This is a genomic window from Citrobacter sp. Ce119 (genome assembly GCF_030334525.1).
Lineage (GTDB): Bacteria > Pseudomonadota > Gammaproteobacteria > Enterobacterales > Enterobacteriaceae > Citrobacter > Citrobacter europaeus.
Window position 1 is genome coordinate 590,077 of record NZ_JAOWDR010000047.1, and the last position, 15,978, is coordinate 606,054.

At 48.1% G+C, this 15,978-nt stretch carries 17 protein-coding genes; 8 read left to right on the plus strand and 9 right to left on the minus strand.

Annotation, left to right across the window (positions count from 1 at the left end):
* The first annotated feature begins 57 nt into the window (after window positions 1-57).
* Complete coding sequence (gene chiD, locus OGV80_RS11550) at window positions 58-1,311, plus strand: chitinase ChiD (protein WP_087053168.1); 1,254 nt, start codon at window positions 58-60, stop codon at window positions 1,309-1,311.
* Between the two features lie 93 nt (window positions 1,312-1,404).
* Window positions 1,405-1,749 carry an HNH nuclease YajD gene (yajD, locus tag OGV80_RS11555; RefSeq protein ID WP_043017929.1) on the plus strand — a complete coding sequence of 115 codons (345 nt, stop codon included), beginning with the start codon at window positions 1,405-1,407 and terminating at the stop codon, window positions 1,747-1,749.
* 44 nt (window positions 1,750-1,793) lie between these two features.
* Here yajD and OGV80_RS11560 read toward each other — a convergent pair whose 3' ends face one another.
* Window positions 1,794-2,069, minus strand: coding sequence for a YeaC family protein (locus OGV80_RS11560; RefSeq protein ID WP_043016642.1), 276 nt, complete (start codon window positions 2,067-2,069; stop codon window positions 1,794-1,796).
* A 42-nt stretch (window positions 2,070-2,111) separates the two neighbouring features.
* Window positions 2,112-2,525 carry a peptide-methionine (R)-S-oxide reductase MsrB gene (msrB, locus tag OGV80_RS11565; protein ID WP_043016643.1) on the minus strand — a complete coding sequence of 138 codons (414 nt, stop codon included), beginning with the start codon at window positions 2,523-2,525 and terminating at the stop codon, window positions 2,112-2,114.
* A gap of 341 nt (window positions 2,526-2,866) precedes the next feature.
* On the opposite strand from msrB, the gene gapA reads away from it, so the two are divergent.
* Together gapA and OGV80_RS11575 are read left to right on the plus strand one after the other, a co-directional pair.
* On the plus strand, window positions 2,867-3,862 hold the full coding sequence (gene gapA / locus OGV80_RS11570) for a glyceraldehyde-3-phosphate dehydrogenase (RefSeq protein WP_003030697.1): 996 nt from the start codon (window positions 2,867-2,869) through the stop codon (window positions 3,860-3,862).
* A 199-nt stretch (window positions 3,863-4,061) separates the two neighbouring features.
* Entirely contained in the window at window positions 4,062-4,946 is an 885-nt protein-coding gene (locus OGV80_RS11575) for a D-hexose-6-phosphate mutarotase (RefSeq protein WP_286514933.1), read from the plus strand.
* 82 nt (window positions 4,947-5,028) lie between these two features.
* On the opposite strand, the gene OGV80_RS11580 is transcribed toward OGV80_RS11575, so the two are convergent.
* From OGV80_RS11580 to OGV80_RS11595, 4 genes are all read right to left on the minus strand, one after another.
* Window positions 5,029-5,883: an aldo/keto reductase gene (locus OGV80_RS11580; protein WP_043016645.1), complete on the minus strand. Its 855-nt coding sequence runs from the start codon at window positions 5,881-5,883 to the stop codon at window positions 5,029-5,031.
* A 176-nt stretch (window positions 5,884-6,059) separates the two neighbouring features.
* Window positions 6,060-6,413, minus strand: coding sequence for a hypothetical protein (locus tag OGV80_RS11585; RefSeq protein ID WP_080625067.1), 354 nt, complete (start codon window positions 6,411-6,413; stop codon window positions 6,060-6,062).
* A 10-nt stretch (window positions 6,414-6,423) separates the two neighbouring features.
* A complete protein-coding gene (locus OGV80_RS11590) occupies window positions 6,424-6,666 on the minus strand; it encodes a hypothetical protein (protein WP_043016647.1) in 243 nt (80 codons plus the stop codon).
* A 579-nt stretch (window positions 6,667-7,245) separates the two neighbouring features.
* The gene (locus tag OGV80_RS11595) at window positions 7,246-7,992 is read right to left on the minus strand and encodes a MipA/OmpV family protein (protein WP_043016648.1); all 747 of its coding nucleotides are present in this window, start codon (window positions 7,990-7,992) and stop codon (window positions 7,246-7,248) included.
* A 433-nt stretch (window positions 7,993-8,425) separates the two neighbouring features.
* Between OGV80_RS11595 and yeaG the strand changes: the two genes are divergently transcribed.
* Both yeaG and OGV80_RS11605 read left to right on the plus strand, forming a co-directional pair.
* Window positions 8,426-10,360 (plus strand): protein kinase YeaG, encoded by a 1,935-nt coding sequence (yeaG, locus tag OGV80_RS11600; RefSeq protein ID WP_043016649.1) that lies wholly within the window; start codon window positions 8,426-8,428, stop codon window positions 10,358-10,360.
* Between the two features lie 124 nt (window positions 10,361-10,484).
* A complete protein-coding gene (locus tag OGV80_RS11605; RefSeq protein ID WP_087053166.1) occupies window positions 10,485-11,768 on the plus strand; it encodes a YeaH/YhbH family protein in 1,284 nt (427 codons plus the stop codon).
* Between the two features lie 75 nt (window positions 11,769-11,843).
* On the opposite strand, the gene OGV80_RS11610 is transcribed toward OGV80_RS11605, so the two are convergent.
* Genes OGV80_RS11610 through OGV80_RS11620 form a run of 3 tightly spaced genes read right to left on the minus strand, consistent with a single transcriptional unit; the run spans window position 11,844 to window position 13,712 of the window.
* On the minus strand, window positions 11,844-12,482 hold the full coding sequence (locus OGV80_RS11610; protein WP_179947231.1) for a CatB-related O-acetyltransferase: 639 nt from the start codon (window positions 12,480-12,482) through the stop codon (window positions 11,844-11,846).
* A gap of 35 nt (window positions 12,483-12,517) precedes the next feature.
* Window positions 12,518-12,928 (minus strand): hemerythrin domain-containing protein, encoded by a 411-nt coding sequence (locus tag OGV80_RS11615; RefSeq protein ID WP_043016652.1) that lies wholly within the window; start codon window positions 12,926-12,928, stop codon window positions 12,518-12,520.
* Window positions 12,929-12,941: 13 nt separating this feature from the next.
* On the minus strand, window positions 12,942-13,712 hold the full coding sequence (locus OGV80_RS11620) for a class I SAM-dependent methyltransferase (protein ID WP_043016653.1): 771 nt from the start codon (window positions 13,710-13,712) through the stop codon (window positions 12,942-12,944).
* 165 nt (window positions 13,713-13,877) lie between these two features.
* On the opposite strand from OGV80_RS11620, the gene dgcJ reads away from it, so the two are divergent.
* Both dgcJ and OGV80_RS11630 read left to right on the plus strand, forming a co-directional pair.
* Window positions 13,878-15,368, plus strand: coding sequence for a diguanylate cyclase DgcJ (gene dgcJ / locus OGV80_RS11625; RefSeq protein ID WP_043016654.1), 1,491 nt, complete (start codon window positions 13,878-13,880; stop codon window positions 15,366-15,368).
* 44 nt (window positions 15,369-15,412) lie between these two features.
* A complete protein-coding gene (locus OGV80_RS11630; RefSeq protein WP_080625063.1) occupies window positions 15,413-15,916 on the plus strand; it encodes a YbaK/prolyl-tRNA synthetase associated domain-containing protein in 504 nt (167 codons plus the stop codon).
* Window positions 15,917-15,978: the final 62 nt, after the last annotated feature.

A 15,978-nucleotide genomic window follows, 5' to 3' on the forward strand; every position in this document is an offset into this window, starting at 1 on the left:
TTCGCCACGCCATTTCCGTGGCGTGTTTGCTTGTTTAAATGTCAAAGAGGAACACCGATGAAACTATTGCCTTTGTTGGCAGCATTATCCCTGCTCTGCGCCAGCGTTGTTTCCGCCAGTTCACTGATGTCAGTTGGCTACTTTAATGGTGGCGGCGACGTCACTGCCGGCCCCGGTGGCGACATCAATAAACTGGATGTTCGTCAGATAACCCACCTCAACTATTCATTTGGCCTTGTCTACAACAATGAAAAAGACGAGACCAATGACGCCTTAAAAGACGCCAGCAAGTTGCATCAGATTTGGCTTTCACAGAAAGTGCAGGATGATTTGCTGAAAATTCCACAACTGCGTAAACAAAACCCGAACCTGAAAGTTCTGCTTTCCGTCGGTGGTTGGGGCGCACGTGGATTCTCTGGCGCGGCGGCAACGAAAGAAACACGTGCGGTATTTATTCAGTCTGCGCAGGAGATAATTGCGAAATATGGTCTTGATGGCATCGATCTCGACTGGGAATATCCGGTCAATGGCGCCTGGGGACTGGTCGAAAGTCAGCCGGGCGACCGCGCTAACTTTACCGCACTGTTAACTGAGCTGCGTGCCGCATTAGGGCATAAAAAACTACTGACCATCGCCGTGGGCGCGAATGCGGAAAGTCCGAAAAGCTGGGTGGATGTGAAAGCCATTGCGCCATCGCTCGACTACATCAACCTGATGACTTATGACATGGCTTACGGCACCCAGTATTTCAACTCGAACCTGTACGATTCGACGCATTGGCCGACGGTCGCCACGGCGGATAAGTACAGCGCCGACTTTGTCGTTAACAACTATCTTGCCGCTGGTCTAAAAGCGAGTCAGATGAACCTTGGCATTGGTTTTTATGGACGAGTACCAAAACGCGCCGTTGAGCCAGGCATTGACTGGAGCAAACCCGACGCGCAGAAAAACCCCGTTACCCAGCCCTATTTCGAACCCGCGCAAATTGAGTTGTTCAAATCACTGGGCGTCGATCTGAGCAAAGATACCTATGTGAAGTACAACGATATCGTGGCGAAGTTGATCAACGATCCGCAAAAGCGCTTTAGCCAACATTGGGATGATGAAGCGAAAGTGCCGTGGTTATCGGTAAAGTCTGCGGATGGAAAAGCACTCTTTGCTCTCTCCTATGAAAATCCGCGCTCGGTAGCGATTAAGGCTGACTACATCAAGAGTAAGGGGCTGGGTGGCGCCATGTTCTGGGAATACGGTGCGGATGACCAAAATCAGTTGGCGAAGCAGTTAGCCGATTCGTTAGGCATCAAACACTGATCCCAACGCCTGACACAATAGGTTATGATTAGCGCATTCTGCTGCGCCCGCTTTTGGCGCAGCTCTTCATTTTCTACTGGAGGCATGAGCTTTATGGCTTTTATCCCTAAAAATTACGCCCGTCTGGAAGTCGGTTACCGGGAAAAGGCGCTTAAACTCTTTCCCTGGGTCTGCGGACGTTGTTCCCGTGAATTCGCGTATTCAAATTTGCGCGAGTTGACGGTACACCATATCGATCACGATCACTCCAATAATCCGGAAGATGGTAGCAACTGGGAAATGTTGTGCCTGTACTGCCACGATCATGAGCACTCGAAATACACAGAAGTGGATCAGTATGGTTCTACCGTAGTGGCGGGCGAAGATGCGCAGAAAGACGTCGGCGAAGCGAAATATAACCCGTTCGCCGATCTGAAGGCGATGATGAACAAGAAATAACTTCAGCTGCGGGCCCGACACCTATATATGCCGGGCCTGGGTAATCAAGATTTAAACGTCGCTATCGGTTCGGGTGAAATACCAAATTCCACTTTCAGCTGCTGCTTACTCTTCATCACCATCTCACCGTTGGTATCAATTGTCATATGCTGCGCGTCAATATTGTTTCGCGCCTGCCATAACATGACCAATTGCAAGCAGTTCTCTTTTTGTTCTGCCGTTAGCGCCACGCCATCCGGCCATTTTCCGAGTTCAACGGCAGTAGATAAGCGCTGATAAACTTCCGGCGTCATGCTGTTGATCATCTCATCAAGATTCATGTTAAATCCACTCTCCGCAGAATAATTTGCTGAATCGTTTCTTCAGCCCTTGGTTTGCTCACCGTTTTCACCATCGGTGAAGTTCAAAGACGCTGAGTTAACGCAGTAACGTTCACCGGTAGGTTTCGGGCCATCCGGGAAGACGTGTCCCAGGTGCGCATCGCAGTTACCGCAGCGGATTTCAATGCGCTGCATACCGTGTGACGTATCTTTTATGTAACGGATAGCCTCTTCACTGACAGGCTCGTAAAAGCTGGGCCAGCCGCAGCCTGAGTCATATTTTGTCTCGGAACGAAATAGCGGTTTGTCGCAGATCAGACAGTGGTAGATGCCGTCACGTTTGTTATGCAGCAAACGCCCGGTAAATGGCGGTTCTGTCCCGTGATTCTGCGTCACGTAGAACTGCATTTCGGTTAAATTATTTTTCAGTTCTTCTGGAGAAGGTTGATTAGCCATTTGCTCACATCTCGCTTTATCTAAACTCACATCGCGAGACAGATTCTAACAAAACATTAACACCGGAGTACGAACTTTTGTTCTAAACTTGATACTTGCGAAATGGCAGCCTGCAATTCGTGATCAGAATCACATTTTTATCTTGATTGCCCTTTAAAATTCGGGCCGCCGACCCCATGTGGTTTCAAGCCCAAAGGAAGAGTGAGGCGAGTCAGTTGCGCAAAGCTTAGGCAGCAGTTTGATTTGTCGCAATGATTGACACGATTCCGCTTGACGCTGCGTAAGGTTTTTGTAATTTTACAGGCAACCTTTTATTCACTAACAAATAGCTGGTGGAATATATGACTATCAAAGTAGGTATCAACGGTTTTGGCCGTATCGGTCGCATTGTTTTCCGTGCTGCTCAAGAACGCTCTGACATCGAGATCGTTGCAATCAACGACCTGTTAGACGCTGACTACATGGCTTACATGCTGAAATATGACTCCACTCACGGCCGTTTCAACGGTACCGTTGAAGTGAAAGACGGTCATCTGATCGTAAACGGTAAAAAAATCCGTGTTACCGCTGAACGTGATCCGGCTAACCTGAAATGGGACGAAGTTGGTGTTGACGTAGTAGCTGAAGCTACTGGCCTGTTCCTGACAGACGAAACCGCTCGTAAGCACATCACTGCTGGCGCGAAAAAAGTGGTTCTGACTGGTCCGTCCAAAGATAACACTCCGATGTTTGTTAAAGGCGCTAACTTTGACAAATACGAAGGTCAGGACATCGTTTCTAACGCTTCCTGCACCACTAACTGCCTGGCTCCGCTGGCTAAAGTTATCAACGACAACTTCGGCATCATCGAAGGTCTGATGACTACTGTTCACGCAACCACCGCTACTCAGAAAACCGTTGATGGCCCGTCTCACAAAGACTGGCGCGGCGGCCGCGGCGCATCCCAGAACATCATCCCGTCCTCTACCGGTGCTGCTAAAGCTGTAGGTAAAGTACTGCCAGAACTGAATGGCAAACTGACTGGTATGGCGTTCCGCGTTCCTACCCCGAACGTATCTGTTGTTGACCTGACCGTTCGTCTGGAAAAAGCTGCTTCTTACGAAGAAATTAAGAAAGCAATCAAAGCTGCTTCCGAAGGCCCGATGAAAGGCGTTCTGGGTTACACCGAAGACGACGTAGTATCTACCGATTTCAACGGTGAAGTTTGCACTTCCGTGTTCGATGCTAAAGCTGGTATCGCACTGAACGACAACTTCGTGAAACTGGTATCCTGGTACGACAACGAAACTGGTTACTCCAACAAAGTTCTGGACCTGATTGCTCACATCTCCAAATAAGTTGAGATGAAACAGTAATCTGTAAGAGCGACTCAGGTCGCTCTTTTTTTTGCCCGAAGATACCCGTCATACTTCAAATTGCAGGTGTGTTGGCTACGCTCTCTCACCCGAATCACTTACTACAGTAAGCTCATCGGGGGTTCGTTCACTTGCCGCCGTCCTGCAACTCGAATTATTTAGGGTTAAAAAGGATTGCATCATGATTAACAAAATTTTCGCTCTCCCGGTCATTGAACAAATTACCCCTGTCCTCTCCCGCCGTCAGCTTGATGAGCTTGAGGTTCTTGTTGTCGATCACCCACAGGTTAAAGCTTCTTTCGCACTGCAGGGCGCACACCTTCTTTCCTGGAAACCAAACGGCGAAGAGGACGTTCTGTGGTTAAGTAACAACACTCCGTTTAAAACCGGCGTAGCGCTGCGTGGCGGCGTACCAATATGCTGGCCGTGGTTTGGTCCGGCGGCTCAGCAGGGTCTGCCTTCTCATGGCTTTGCCCGTAACCTGCCATGGACGCTAAAAGCACACAACGAAGACGACAATAGCGTGGTGCTGACGTTTGAACTGCAAAGCAACGCTGAAACGCGTCAGCTATGGCCGCATGAATTCTGCCTGTTGGCCCGTTTCAAAGTGGGCGCTACCTGTGAGATGGAACTGGAAGCTCACGGTGAGTTTGAAACCACCTCTGCGCTGCATACCTATTTCAACGTGGGTGACATTGCGGCAGTGAAAGTCAGTGGTCTTGGCGATCGACTGATCGATAAAGTGAATGATGCTAAAGAAGATGTGCTGGCTGATGGTATCCAGACCTTCCCGGACAGGACCGATCGTGTTTATCTGAACCCGGAAGCGTGCAGCGTGATTCATGATGCTGCGTTGAATCGCAATATCGACGTCGTCCACCACCATCATCTGAACGTCGTGGGCTGGAACCCGGGCCCGGCACTGTCCGTCAGCATGGACGACATGCCTGATGACGGCTACAAAACGTTTGTTTGCGTAGAGACGGCTTATGCGACAGCTCCGCAGAAAACCACTGAAGAAAAACCGTCTCGCCTGGCGCAAACTATCCGGGTAGCTAAACGCTAACACAGCTCTGCGCACCATGCCGGATGCGGCTCACGCCTTATCCGGCCAACAAACCGCTCGCAGCCGTAGGCTATTCGACAAATCAGGCCATATCCAGCGCCGTTTTGCCTTTTGGTGCCGGATATGCCTTATCTAACTGCTTCAGCTCATCAACAGAGAGCGCTATCTCCAGGGCAGCGGCATTCTGTTCCACATGCGCTACGCTTGCCGCTTTCGGAATCGCCATTACGCCCGGAAGACGAATCACCCACGCCAGCAAAACCTGAGCAGCGCTAACATTGTGCGTGCGCGCAATGTCGTTAACCACAGAGTTAGAAAGCAAGTCACCGCGCAGTCGACCTGCCTGAGCCAGTGGGCTGTAAGCCATAACTGGCATCTGCTGCTGCTGGCACCACGGCAGCAAATCATATTCAATACCGCGCGATGCTAAATGATAAAGCACCTGGTTAGTTGCGCATTCCCGTCCACCTGGTACCTGCCATAACGCCTGCATATCATCATAATCGAGATTTGAGACGCCCCAGCGACGGATTTTCCCCTGCGCGATAAGCGCTTCCATAGCGTCGATGGTCTCAGCAAATGAAAAATTTCCCGACCAGTGCAGCAAATAGAGATCCAGATAATCAGTTTTCAGTCGACGCAAGCTCGCTTCACAGGCGGTAATGGCCTTCTGTCCACCGGCATTCCAGGGATAAACTTTCGAGACTAAAAAGGCGTTATCACGCCGCCCCGCTATTGCTTCACCCACAACCTCTTCCGCTGCGCCATCAGCATACATTTCGGCGGTATCAATCAGCCGCAGCCCGAGATCAAGACCCGCTCGCAGGGCTGAAACCTCATCCCGACGTCGGCTTCGGTCCTCGCCCATGTACCATGTTCCCTGCCCAATAGCAGGAAGCGATTCCTGCTTTGTAAACATCACCTGTTTCGCTGTCATCGCACCCTCCTGTGTTAATGCATCACAGTAAAGCAAAACAACCGGCATGTGTCCTGTTAAGGTGCACAAATTGCACCATCCGTGATTGGAATTGACCGCTATGGCAATGGCATAAAAAACCCGGGAAGAAATAATGCTCCCGGGCTAAATAGCAAAAAATCTTAACTGCGCGGTGGTTATTTCAAGCGGCCTAAATATTTACCCTCTTTCATCGCATTGATCTTTCCATTTTTATAAACGATGACGGAAATCAGGCCCGCGCTATAAGTCTGAGCTTCTGCACTGTTCTCATCATTTGCCGCAGCTTTGCCATTAATATAAGCAATACCATCAGCGCCGCGTTTAAAGTCTACGCCCAGTTTATTCACATGCACTGGTGTGATTTTAGTGACGTGTACCGGAGCATTCGCATCGCTGACCATCGTTTTATGTTCATGCTGCAGCTGCTGTCGATATGCTTCACTGATGGCATAGGCGGGCACCGCTGCAGATGTCGCTGCCAGCACAGCGATAATTATTAATTTTTTCATAAGTTAAATCTTAATATTTGTCGTGTTTGTGGTGATGACTGGTATTAGTATCATTTGAGCTATATACGTTTTGCGCGTTTTCCATAGCCTGTTTTTCAGCTGCGGCATTGATTGTCGCCTGACGGTTTTGCTCTGCGATATAGCAGGCATCGCGGCTCACGCCCTTGCTTTCGCAAGCATTCATGCGTGAAGCCTCAGTGGAACATCCCGCCAGAACGCAGCTCATCATCGCTATCAAGATTAACTTTTTCATTATTTATACCCGGTTGATTCTCAAGAAAGCCACATGGCATGTAATACCTCAGCCACGCAGAGTTACTGTCTTAACTTTAAGTTGGATTAATATCTGCAATAGATAATTTAATGTCAATTTTAATTTTTTCAGATAAATACCCAAAAGATGTAAAGTAAAAATGAATTGAATGCTTTTCTTTTTTTTCAAATGAAAGTTAACTTTCAATGTTAATCAAAAAGAATAAAATAGTTATCAACTGTTTTATAGCGCACGATAAGAAATAATAAATGCATGCTACGATTATAAAAGAGAATCCTATCAAGATATTGCACAAACCAAAATCACTTACACAGGACAATGATTCGTAAAATTGTGCAGATACGCCTCCCTTACCAAACGAAGATATTTAAGGTTAATCATGCAAGAGGTTTAATTTTGGTAATTGCGACAGAGAAACTACGTTAAATATTCGTTGCGACCAGGTGTAATGTCATAATGGCACAAAAAATCAAATCTCATGTTTTAGATCAACATTTATCTCTGTTACGCACAAAAAAGCCCGCATCTCTGCGGGCTAGTGTTTGACACGCAGTGGTATCAGAACTTGTAGGTCACACCCACTGAGAAGATGCCAGACCAGGACTTGTCAACCATTGGGCTGTCCTTCACTTCATCACTCAAACGCACATAACGGCCAGTGCCGTATACGTTCCAGTTGCCAAGGAAGTTATAGCTCGCGGTTAACTCCAGGAACGGATCCCAACCATCGTCAGCGTTGTAGCTTTTCAGACCACTGCGGCGAGACTCGTTATTAGACACGCCATAATAATAGTCGTTGTAGTTTTCGCTGCTGTACTGCACACCGATACCCGGCGTCAGAGTCAGCGCACCGTTGGTGTAACGGTAGAGCCAGGCCAGATCCCAGATAAAACCATTGCTGTTATCCAGAGTATCACCCGCCAGTGCAGTACGCAGGAAACCATACTGGGTGTTATGTACATACGAGAGGCCAGCCATCAAGCTGCTTTTACGCTTGTCGAGTTGGCGCAAAGCATGGCTATCGCTATCACCCGGCTTGAAGTGCGTCGGATCATAGTACGCCATGATGGAGAGCTTATCTGCCGTATCATTCCACAGATAGTAGCCGCCACCCAGACCGTGGAACCAGACGTTATCGCCTTCATAGGTGACAACCGGAACGGGATAAACATCACGGTCATACTGTTTGTACGGGCTGTTAATCACGCCGGCACCTGCACCAACAGTCCACTGACTTTCCGCCTGTGCGGTGCTAACTGCGGTTGCTGCAAGGATGCCCAATGCCAGAAGTTTGAGTTTGGTCACAGTCCATAATTCCTTATTCAAATGTGTAGCGGTCAAAGTTTAACCGCCAATACGCTTCAGCCCAACTATTTTACGTATTCGCCCCGGAATGTAACCCCCTAATTTCTCAGCGAGTGATGACAATTTGCTTGCAGAAGGGTTAACACTGTATGAATCCTGCCTCATTTCTTTACATAAGATGTGCTTTTTTTGCTGATGAGTTATTGATATGCCATTGAAATTCATTTGCGCACACAGGCAAGTTTTGCAAATGCCATCTACGCTTAATTTTAGAAGGTGTATCACCGAATGCGTTGATCTCCTGACCACCACAATGGCATGAGAGTTGCTTATTTCTTCAGCGGCGACGTCGTTCAGTTTACCTCTTCAGGGGCCTCTACTATTCATATGAACGGCTCTTAACATGTGCTAAAAAACGAAAGGACGGCATACCATGAATATATTCGATCACTATCGCCAGCGTTATGAAGCTGCCAAGGACGAAGAGTTCACGCTGCAGGAGTTTCTTACCACTTGTCGGCAAGATCGCAGTGCTTATGCCAACGCGGCAGAGCGGCTATTAATGGCTATTGGTGAGCCTGTCATGGTCGACACTGCCCACGAACCTCGACTTTCTCGACTCTTTTCGAATCGGGTGATTGCACGATATCCCGCCTTTGAAGAGTTTTACGGCATGGAAGACGCCATTGAGCAGATTGTTTCTTATTTGAAGCATGCGGCTCAAGGTCTGGAAGAGAAGAAGCAGATCCTGTATCTGCTGGGGCCTGTGGGAGGGGGGAAATCATCTCTTGCTGAGCGGCTGAAGTCGCTGATGCAGCGAGTACCGATTTATGTCCTGAGCGCCAATGGCGAACGTAGTCCGGTAAACGATCATCCGTTATGCCTGTTTAATCCACAGGAAGACGCGCAGATTCTGGAAAAAGAGTATGGGATCCCGCGTCGCTATCTCGGTACGATCATGTCGCCGTGGGCTGCGAAACGTCTGCATGATTTTGGCGGGGACATTACAAAATTCCGCGTCGTCAAAGTCTGGCCGTCTATTCTGGAGCAGATCGCAATCGCCAAAACGGAGCCTGGTGATGAAAACAACCAGGATATCTCTGCGCTGGTGGGGAAAGTGGATATTCGTAAACTCGAACACCACGCCCAGAACGATCCTGATGCCTATGGTTATTCGGGTGCACTGTGCCGCTCAAACCAGGGGATTATGGAGTTCGTTGAGATGTTTAAAGCACCGATTAAAGTGCTGCATCCTCTGCTGACCGCAACCCAGGAAGGAAACTACAACGGGACAGAAGGTATCTCCGCCCTGCCGTTTAACGGGATTATTCTTGCCCACTCGAACGAATCCGAATGGGTGACGTTCCGTAATAACAAAAACAATGAGGCGTTCCTTGACCGTGTTTACATCGTCAAAGTGCCTTATTGCCTGCGGATCTCCGAAGAGATCAAGATTTACGAAAAACTGCTCAATCATAGTGAGCTGACCCATGCGCCTTGCGCGCCGGGTACGCTGGAAACGCTCTCTCGCTTCACCATTCTTTCTCGTCTGAAAGAACCTGAGAACTCGAGCATTTACTCGAAGATGCGCGTTTACGATGGTGAAAGCCTGAAAGATACCGATCCAAAAGCGAAGTCCTACCAGGAGTATCGGGATTACGCTGGGGTAGATGAGGGAATGAACGGTCTCTCCACGCGTTTTGCGTTTAAGATCCTTTCTCGCGTCTTTAACTTTGATCATGCAGAAGTTGCGGCGAACCCGGTGCATCTGTTCTACGTCCTGGAACAGCAAATCGAGCGCGAACAGTTCCCACAGGAGCTGGCTGAACGATATCTTGAGTTCCTGAAAGGTTATCTGATCCCGAAATATGCTGAATTCATTGGCAAAGAGATCCAGACAGCCTATCTCGAATCCTATTCCGAATATGGACAAAATATTTTCGACCGCTATGTCACTTATGCGGATTTCTGGATTCAGGATCAGGAGTATCGCGACCCGGATACCGGTCAGCTGTTTGACCGTGAGTCGCTGAACTCAGAACTGGAGAAAATTGAGAAGCCGGCGGGTATCAGTAACCCGAAAGATTTCCGTAACGAGATCGTTAACTTTGTTCTGCGTGCCAGAGCGAATAACAGCGGTCGTAACCCAAACTGGACCAGTTACGAAAAATTGCGCACGGTTATTGAGAAGAAAATGTTCTCCAATACCGAAGAGCTGCTGCCGGTCATTTCGTTCAACGCCAAAACCTCGACTGACGAGCAGAAAAAGCACGACGATTTTGTCGATCGTATGATGGAAAAAGGCTACACGCGTAAACAGGTGCGTTTACTGTGCGAATGGTATTTGCGCGTACGTAAATCGTCCTAATAGCATAAATGCCCGGCGGCGCATGCGCTTACCGGGCTTGCAAAACAATGTTCCGTAGGCCGGATAGCGCCAGCGCCATCCGGCACTTACAGACATGGCGAACAGTTGGCAGTACGGGGGGCATATGACCTGGTTCATAGACCGACGTCTTAACGGCAAAAACAAGAGCACGGTAAACCGTCAGCGCTTCTTACGCCGTTATAAATCGCAAATTAAACAGTCGATCTCCGAGGCCATTAACAAGCGTTCGGTGACTGATGTGGATAGCGGCGAATCTGTCTCTATTCCGACCGATGATATTAGCGAACCGATGTTCCACCAGGGGCGTGGCGGCCTGCGCCATCGTGTGCATCCGGGTAACGACCATTTTGTGCAGAATGACCGTATTGAGCGCCCACAGGGTGGCGACGGCGGTTCAGGAAGCGGGCAAGGCCAGGCCAGCCAGGATGGCGAAGGTCAGGATGAATTCGTCTTCCAGATCTCTAAAGATGAGTATCTCGATCTGTTGTTCGAAGATTTAGCACTTCCTAACCTGAAGCAGAATCAGCAGCGTCAGTTAACGGAGTACAAAACGCACCGGGCAGGGTTTACCTCAAACGGTGTGCCTGCCAACATCAGCGTGGTGCGCTCCCTGCAAAACTCACTGGCGCGCCGCACGGCGATGACGGCGGGTAAGCGTCGCGAACTGCATGCGCTCGAAGCAGATTTGGAAACCATCGCGAAAAGTGAACCAGCGCAGTTGCTGGAAGAAGAACGGTTACGCAAAGAAATTGCCGAATTACGGGCAAAAATCGAACGCGTGCCGTTTATCGACACCTTTGATTTACGCTACAAGAATTATGAAAAACGGCCCGATCCTTCCAGCCAGGCAGTGATGTTTTGTCTGATGGACGTTTCTGGCTCAATGGATCAGTCGACCAAAGACATGGCCAAGCGTTTTTACATCCTGCTGTATTTGTTCCTGAGCAGGACCTACAAAAACGTGGAAGTGGTTTATATTCGCCACCATACCCAGGCGAAAGAGGTGGATGAGCACGAGTTCTTCTACTCTCAGGAAACCGGTGGCACCATTGTCTCCAGCGCGTTGAAGTTAATGGATGAAGTGGTAAAAGACCGTTATGACCCGGCCCAGTGGAATATATATGCCGCGCAGGCCTCGGACGGTGATAACTGGGCGGATGATTCACCGTTGTGTCACGAGATTCTGGCGAAAAAACTGCTACCGGTGGTGCGATATTATAGCTATATCGAAATCACCCGCCGCGCGCACCAGACCTTGTGGCGTGAATACGAACATCTACAGTCAACGTTTGAAAATTTTGCGATGCAACATATCCGCGACCAGGATGATATTTATCCGGTATTCCGCGAACTGTTTCATAAGCAAAGTACGACCAGTAATAGCTGACCACATAAACAAATCAGCCAGAGATTGCCTCCTCTGGCTGATTTTTATGACCACGTATCTTGACCAGACTTTATGTCATAGCGCATTTTGTCTCAGGCAAGCCACTTCCACTTCGAGCGCGGAAATATCGCCAGAAGACAACAGAAGTTGCATTTTCACGAGTGACTCCTCTGGTAGCTGGTACAAATTAAGGGCCAGTAATCGTTCAATTTCACCCATCGGCAGGCGATATTTTATTATTTTAGCCGGATTACCTCCGACTACAGCATACGGTGGCACATCTTTAGTCACCACCGCACCTGCTGCAACAACAGCGCCTTCCCCAATAGTAACGCCTGGCATGATCATGGCCCGCATACCTAACCAACAACCATCATGCAACACCGTGTCGCCACGAAACTCGTAAGCATCTTTGATTGACGCCATAAAAGGATAAAGGCTGATCCAGTCAAGCCGATGCGTACTATTTCCACCCATCAGAATAACGCTTTCCGCGCCTATGCAGACGAAATTCCCGATAATCAACTTATCCAAATGTCCAAGCGGTTCCCAGTCTTTGCTGATCTCATCGCCGAGTAAATACCTCACAACCGAACGTTCGAATCCTTGATCCCAGCAATCACTGTAATAACTATGTGTACCCTTAATAATAATATTAGGGTTGGTCACCGTCTGATGAAGATACTCCATTCTCGACCAGTGTTTTTCTGACACTTCACAATCCTTTTATCATTGAGTTTTAAAACACCCTACATCCTTTCCACCAGCGGATAGAAGTCTTTATTTTCTTTTTGCATACGCTCATACACTTTGCGTAGAACATTGTTTGCATCACATCTGAATGCCGCATCATTACCTACTAATTTACTGGCAATATTCCAGCGCCGGGAAAAAACTTCATATTCACTGACGATATCCGTCATTTCGCGTTGAAATTTTGAGCTAACCTGTCTGAGCGTGCTGCTTCCATCATGTTCAATATGCGGATAAAGGAACTGATCTTCAGCAGACAAATGCGTTTTAATAATTGCACTCATGCTAACGATCGCAGTAGCAATTTCCTGAGCATTGGATGATACCCCTGCATGGCTCAACTTACGCAGAAATGATATTTTTTCCAGGATTTCAACATGCTGATTTTTCATTTTATCAATATTCATCCGGTTATCCTTTTCATTTTCCCTTTACGGAGCAGCAGGCAATGTAGTTGAGCTGGTGACGTTGCGAACGGAAGAAGCGAAACATTTTCAGGAACCGGCGACGATTGTCACTCGTGCGTAATCCGTTAAACACAATTTTAATCGCTCCTGTCAGCCCTTCATCACGAATTAATCCTCGCGGCGACATCAGCGACATATCGCCATTCTGCTGCAGGACCTGTTCAAACCCACAGTTGAGAAATAACTCGCGCCAGGCTTGTCTGGTCATCGGGCTGACATTCGACTTCACCACCTCTACAAGCTGGCCCTGCTCGCCCGCGCCCAGTTTTTGTGCGGTAAACATAATGTCGTGAGTGAGCAGACGACCGCCGGGCTTCAATACGCGAAAATACTCGGCAACTAACTTCGCCTTCGCTTTATCGGCATACATTGTCAGCATGGCTTCGTTAATCACAACGTCGAAACTGTTATCCGCAAAAGGAAGGATGTTGGCGTTAGCAGCCATGACGTGAATGTGATTTTCCAGACCTTTTGCCGCCACGTTGTTTCTGGCGTTTTCCAGTGCGGTTTTATCCATATCAATGGCGTATACCGTACAACCATAGCGTTGAACTAACTCTATCGCCGTCGTGGCCATGTTGCATGCCACTTCAAGTACCTGGCTGTTGGACGTTAACTGTGACTGGCTGAACAACCACTCTGTTGCTTCAACGCCTCCCGGACGCAGACGTGTTTTGCCCAGGCTGGCTAAGAAAGTATGCCCCGCTTTTTCAGTCGCGCTCATCTGTCTGTCTCCTTTTCTATAAGTTGCATTATAAATACAACATTAAGAGTTAAAGGTGAAGCACGCGAATGATTTTTATTACAAAATGTCCTTTCCAGTAGCGTTAGAGCGGATGTATGCCGTGTGATAGACTGAAGTATCAGACTTACAGGGCTGTAAATCATTATGAAATTGCATCATAAAGCGCTCAGGCTCTTTATCTCCGTCAGCGTAATTGTTTTGACGTCTTCTTTTTTGGTTTATGAGCTCATTGCCAGCGATAAAGCAATGAATGCGTATATGCGCTATATCAATGAGAAAGCAGACTCGTCGTTTCTCTATGATAAGTATACTAATCAAAGCATTGCAGCCCATCTGATGCGCACTTTTTCATCCCCCCAGGAACCTGCTTCTGTCGAGCAACAAAAAGCACTTTGCAACGCTTTCGACAGCGTTAACGGCACTCATGGGCTCAACCTCACGAAGCATAGCTACCAGCCATTACACGGTACGTTGCAAACTACCTCCACAAAATGTAGCGAGAAACTTGAAGATATATTTCTACTGCCTTCTTTTGACCAGGCGGTAAACGTTAATCGTGAGCAAAAAGATTACGGTCAGGGATTAGGTACGCTGGAGTATAAATTTCGATATTACGTCGATCTCAAGAATAATTATGTCTATTTCTATGATCTGATCGACTCGCGAAAATTTGCGATACACAACTGGTCGTTTTTGCAAAAAGGTACCCTGGGAATCGACCAGAATGATATTGACGGTATCTTCACGGGGCGCACGGTGATCTCCAGCATTTATGAAGATAATCTGACCGAGAAAAAGGTGATGAGCTTTTTAACACCGGTCTACTATGCCAGTAAGTTAAAAGGCGTGGTGATGGTGGATATCAACAAAGAGAATTTAAAGAATATTTTTTATACCAGCGACCGCCCTCTCGTCTGGCGCTATCTTAACGTAACGCTCTCGGACATCAACTCTGGTAAAGAGATACTCGTTCACCAAAGCGAGACCAACCTGTTTCGCTACGTTCACTACCAGAAGGAGATACCCGGCGGGATACGCATCACTTTATCGCTTGATTTTATGTACTTTATTGTCTCCTCCTGGAAAATATTCGCCTTCTATCTGCTGGCGACGATCCTGCTGCTGAATATGGTCAGAACACACTTTCGGCTGTACCACAACGTCACGCGGGAAAACATCAGTGACGCGATGACCGGGCTCTATAACCGTAAAATTCTCACGCCGACGCTCGAACAGCGTTTACAGCAGTTAGTAAACTCAGGCACCCTCGTGACCTTTATCGCCATTGATTGCGATAAACTAAAAGTCATTAATGATACGCTGGGTCATAAGGAAGGCGATCGCATTATCACCATTTTGGCCAAAGCTATTCAAACCTCGATTCGCAAAAGCGACTATGCCATCCGCCTCGGTGGGGATGAGTTTTGTATTATCCTCATCGATCACCCCGGCGAATTAACGCCTCGTCTGCTGGAGAGGATCCGCTATAACTTACAAATTATTGCGCAAGATATATCAATCAGCTTTTCCGCAGGGATTTATAATATGCAGCCAAACGACACCATCGATGATGCCTATAAAGCATCCGATGCACAGCTCTACCTGAACAAACAGAAAAAACGCACCGGTGCGTGATCTTTTTTCTGACAGGATTTTCATTGTTGTACCAGGAGTAAGTCATGACGGAAGTGAACAAAGGTAACGCCACACATCAGCGTTTAATTTCGCTGTTGGCAGAACAAGGCGCAACGTATCGCGTGATAAGCCATGAAGCCGTAGGTAAATGTGAAGCGGTTTCTGAAATTCGTGGTACCGCGCTGGGTCAGGGAGCAAAAGCGCTGGTCTGTAAGGTGAAAGGCAACGGTGTAAATCAGCATGTACTGGCGATTCTGCCTGCCGACCAGCAGGCTGACCTGAGCCTGCTCGCCAGTCATATCGGCGGGTTAAGAGCATCACTTGCCAGCCCTGCGGAAGTCGATGAGCTGACAGGCTGCGTATTTGGCGCTATCCCACCGTTTAGCTTCCATCCAAATCTCAAGCTGGTTGCCGATCCGCTATTATTTGCGCGTTTTAATGAAATTGCGTTCAATGCCGGGGTGCTCGAAAAATCCGTGATTATGGATACCGCAGATTATCTGCGCATCGCGCAACCGGAATTAATCCCGTTCCGCCGCGAGCAATAACAGCCCGAGTTAGCAGTAAAAAACGTCGCATCGTGCGTTAGCCCAAAAAAAATCATAATCAT

Excerpts from the sequence above, each read along its gene's own strand:
- OGV80_RS11560 (WP_043016642.1), bottom strand. The coding sequence starts at position 2,069 with ATGAATCTTGATGAGATGATCAACAGCATGACGCCGGAAGTTTATCAG.
- dgcJ (WP_043016654.1), top strand. The coding sequence starts at position 13,878 with ATGAAATTGCATCATAAAGCGCTCAGGCTCTTTATCTCCGTCAGCGTA.
- chiD (WP_087053168.1), top strand. The coding sequence starts at position 58 with ATGAAACTATTGCCTTTGTTGGCAGCATTATCCCTGCTCTGCGCCAGC.
- OGV80_RS11620 (WP_043016653.1), bottom strand. The coding sequence starts at position 13,712 with ATGAGCGCGACTGAAAAAGCGGGGCATACTTTCTTAGCCAGCCTGGGC.
- OGV80_RS11630 (WP_080625063.1), top strand. The coding sequence starts at position 15,413 with ATGACGGAAGTGAACAAAGGTAACGCCACACATCAGCGTTTAATTTCG.
- yajD (WP_043017929.1), top strand. The coding sequence starts at position 1,405 with ATGGCTTTTATCCCTAAAAATTACGCCCGTCTGGAAGTCGGTTACCGG.
- OGV80_RS11585 (WP_080625067.1), bottom strand. The coding sequence starts at position 6,413 with ATGAAAAAATTAATAATTATCGCTGTGCTGGCAGCGACATCTGCAGCG.
- gapA (WP_003030697.1), top strand. The coding sequence starts at position 2,867 with ATGACTATCAAAGTAGGTATCAACGGTTTTGGCCGTATCGGTCGCATT.
- msrB (WP_043016643.1), bottom strand. The coding sequence starts at position 2,525 with ATGGCTAATCAACCTTCTCCAGAAGAACTGAAAAATAATTTAACCGAA.
- OGV80_RS11615 (WP_043016652.1), bottom strand. The coding sequence starts at position 12,928 with ATGAATATTGATAAAATGAAAAATCAGCATGTTGAAATCCTGGAAAAA.
- OGV80_RS11605 (WP_087053166.1), top strand. The coding sequence starts at position 10,485 with ATGACCTGGTTCATAGACCGACGTCTTAACGGCAAAAACAAGAGCACG.
- OGV80_RS11580 (WP_043016645.1), bottom strand. The coding sequence starts at position 5,883 with ATGACAGCGAAACAGGTGATGTTTACAAAGCAGGAATCGCTTCCTGCT.
- yeaG (WP_043016649.1), top strand. The coding sequence starts at position 8,426 with ATGAATATATTCGATCACTATCGCCAGCGTTATGAAGCTGCCAAGGAC.
- OGV80_RS11590 (WP_043016647.1), bottom strand. The coding sequence starts at position 6,666 with ATGAAAAAGTTAATCTTGATAGCGATGATGAGCTGCGTTCTGGCGGGA.
- OGV80_RS11575 (WP_286514933.1), top strand. The coding sequence starts at position 4,062 with ATGATTAACAAAATTTTCGCTCTCCCGGTCATTGAACAAATTACCCCT.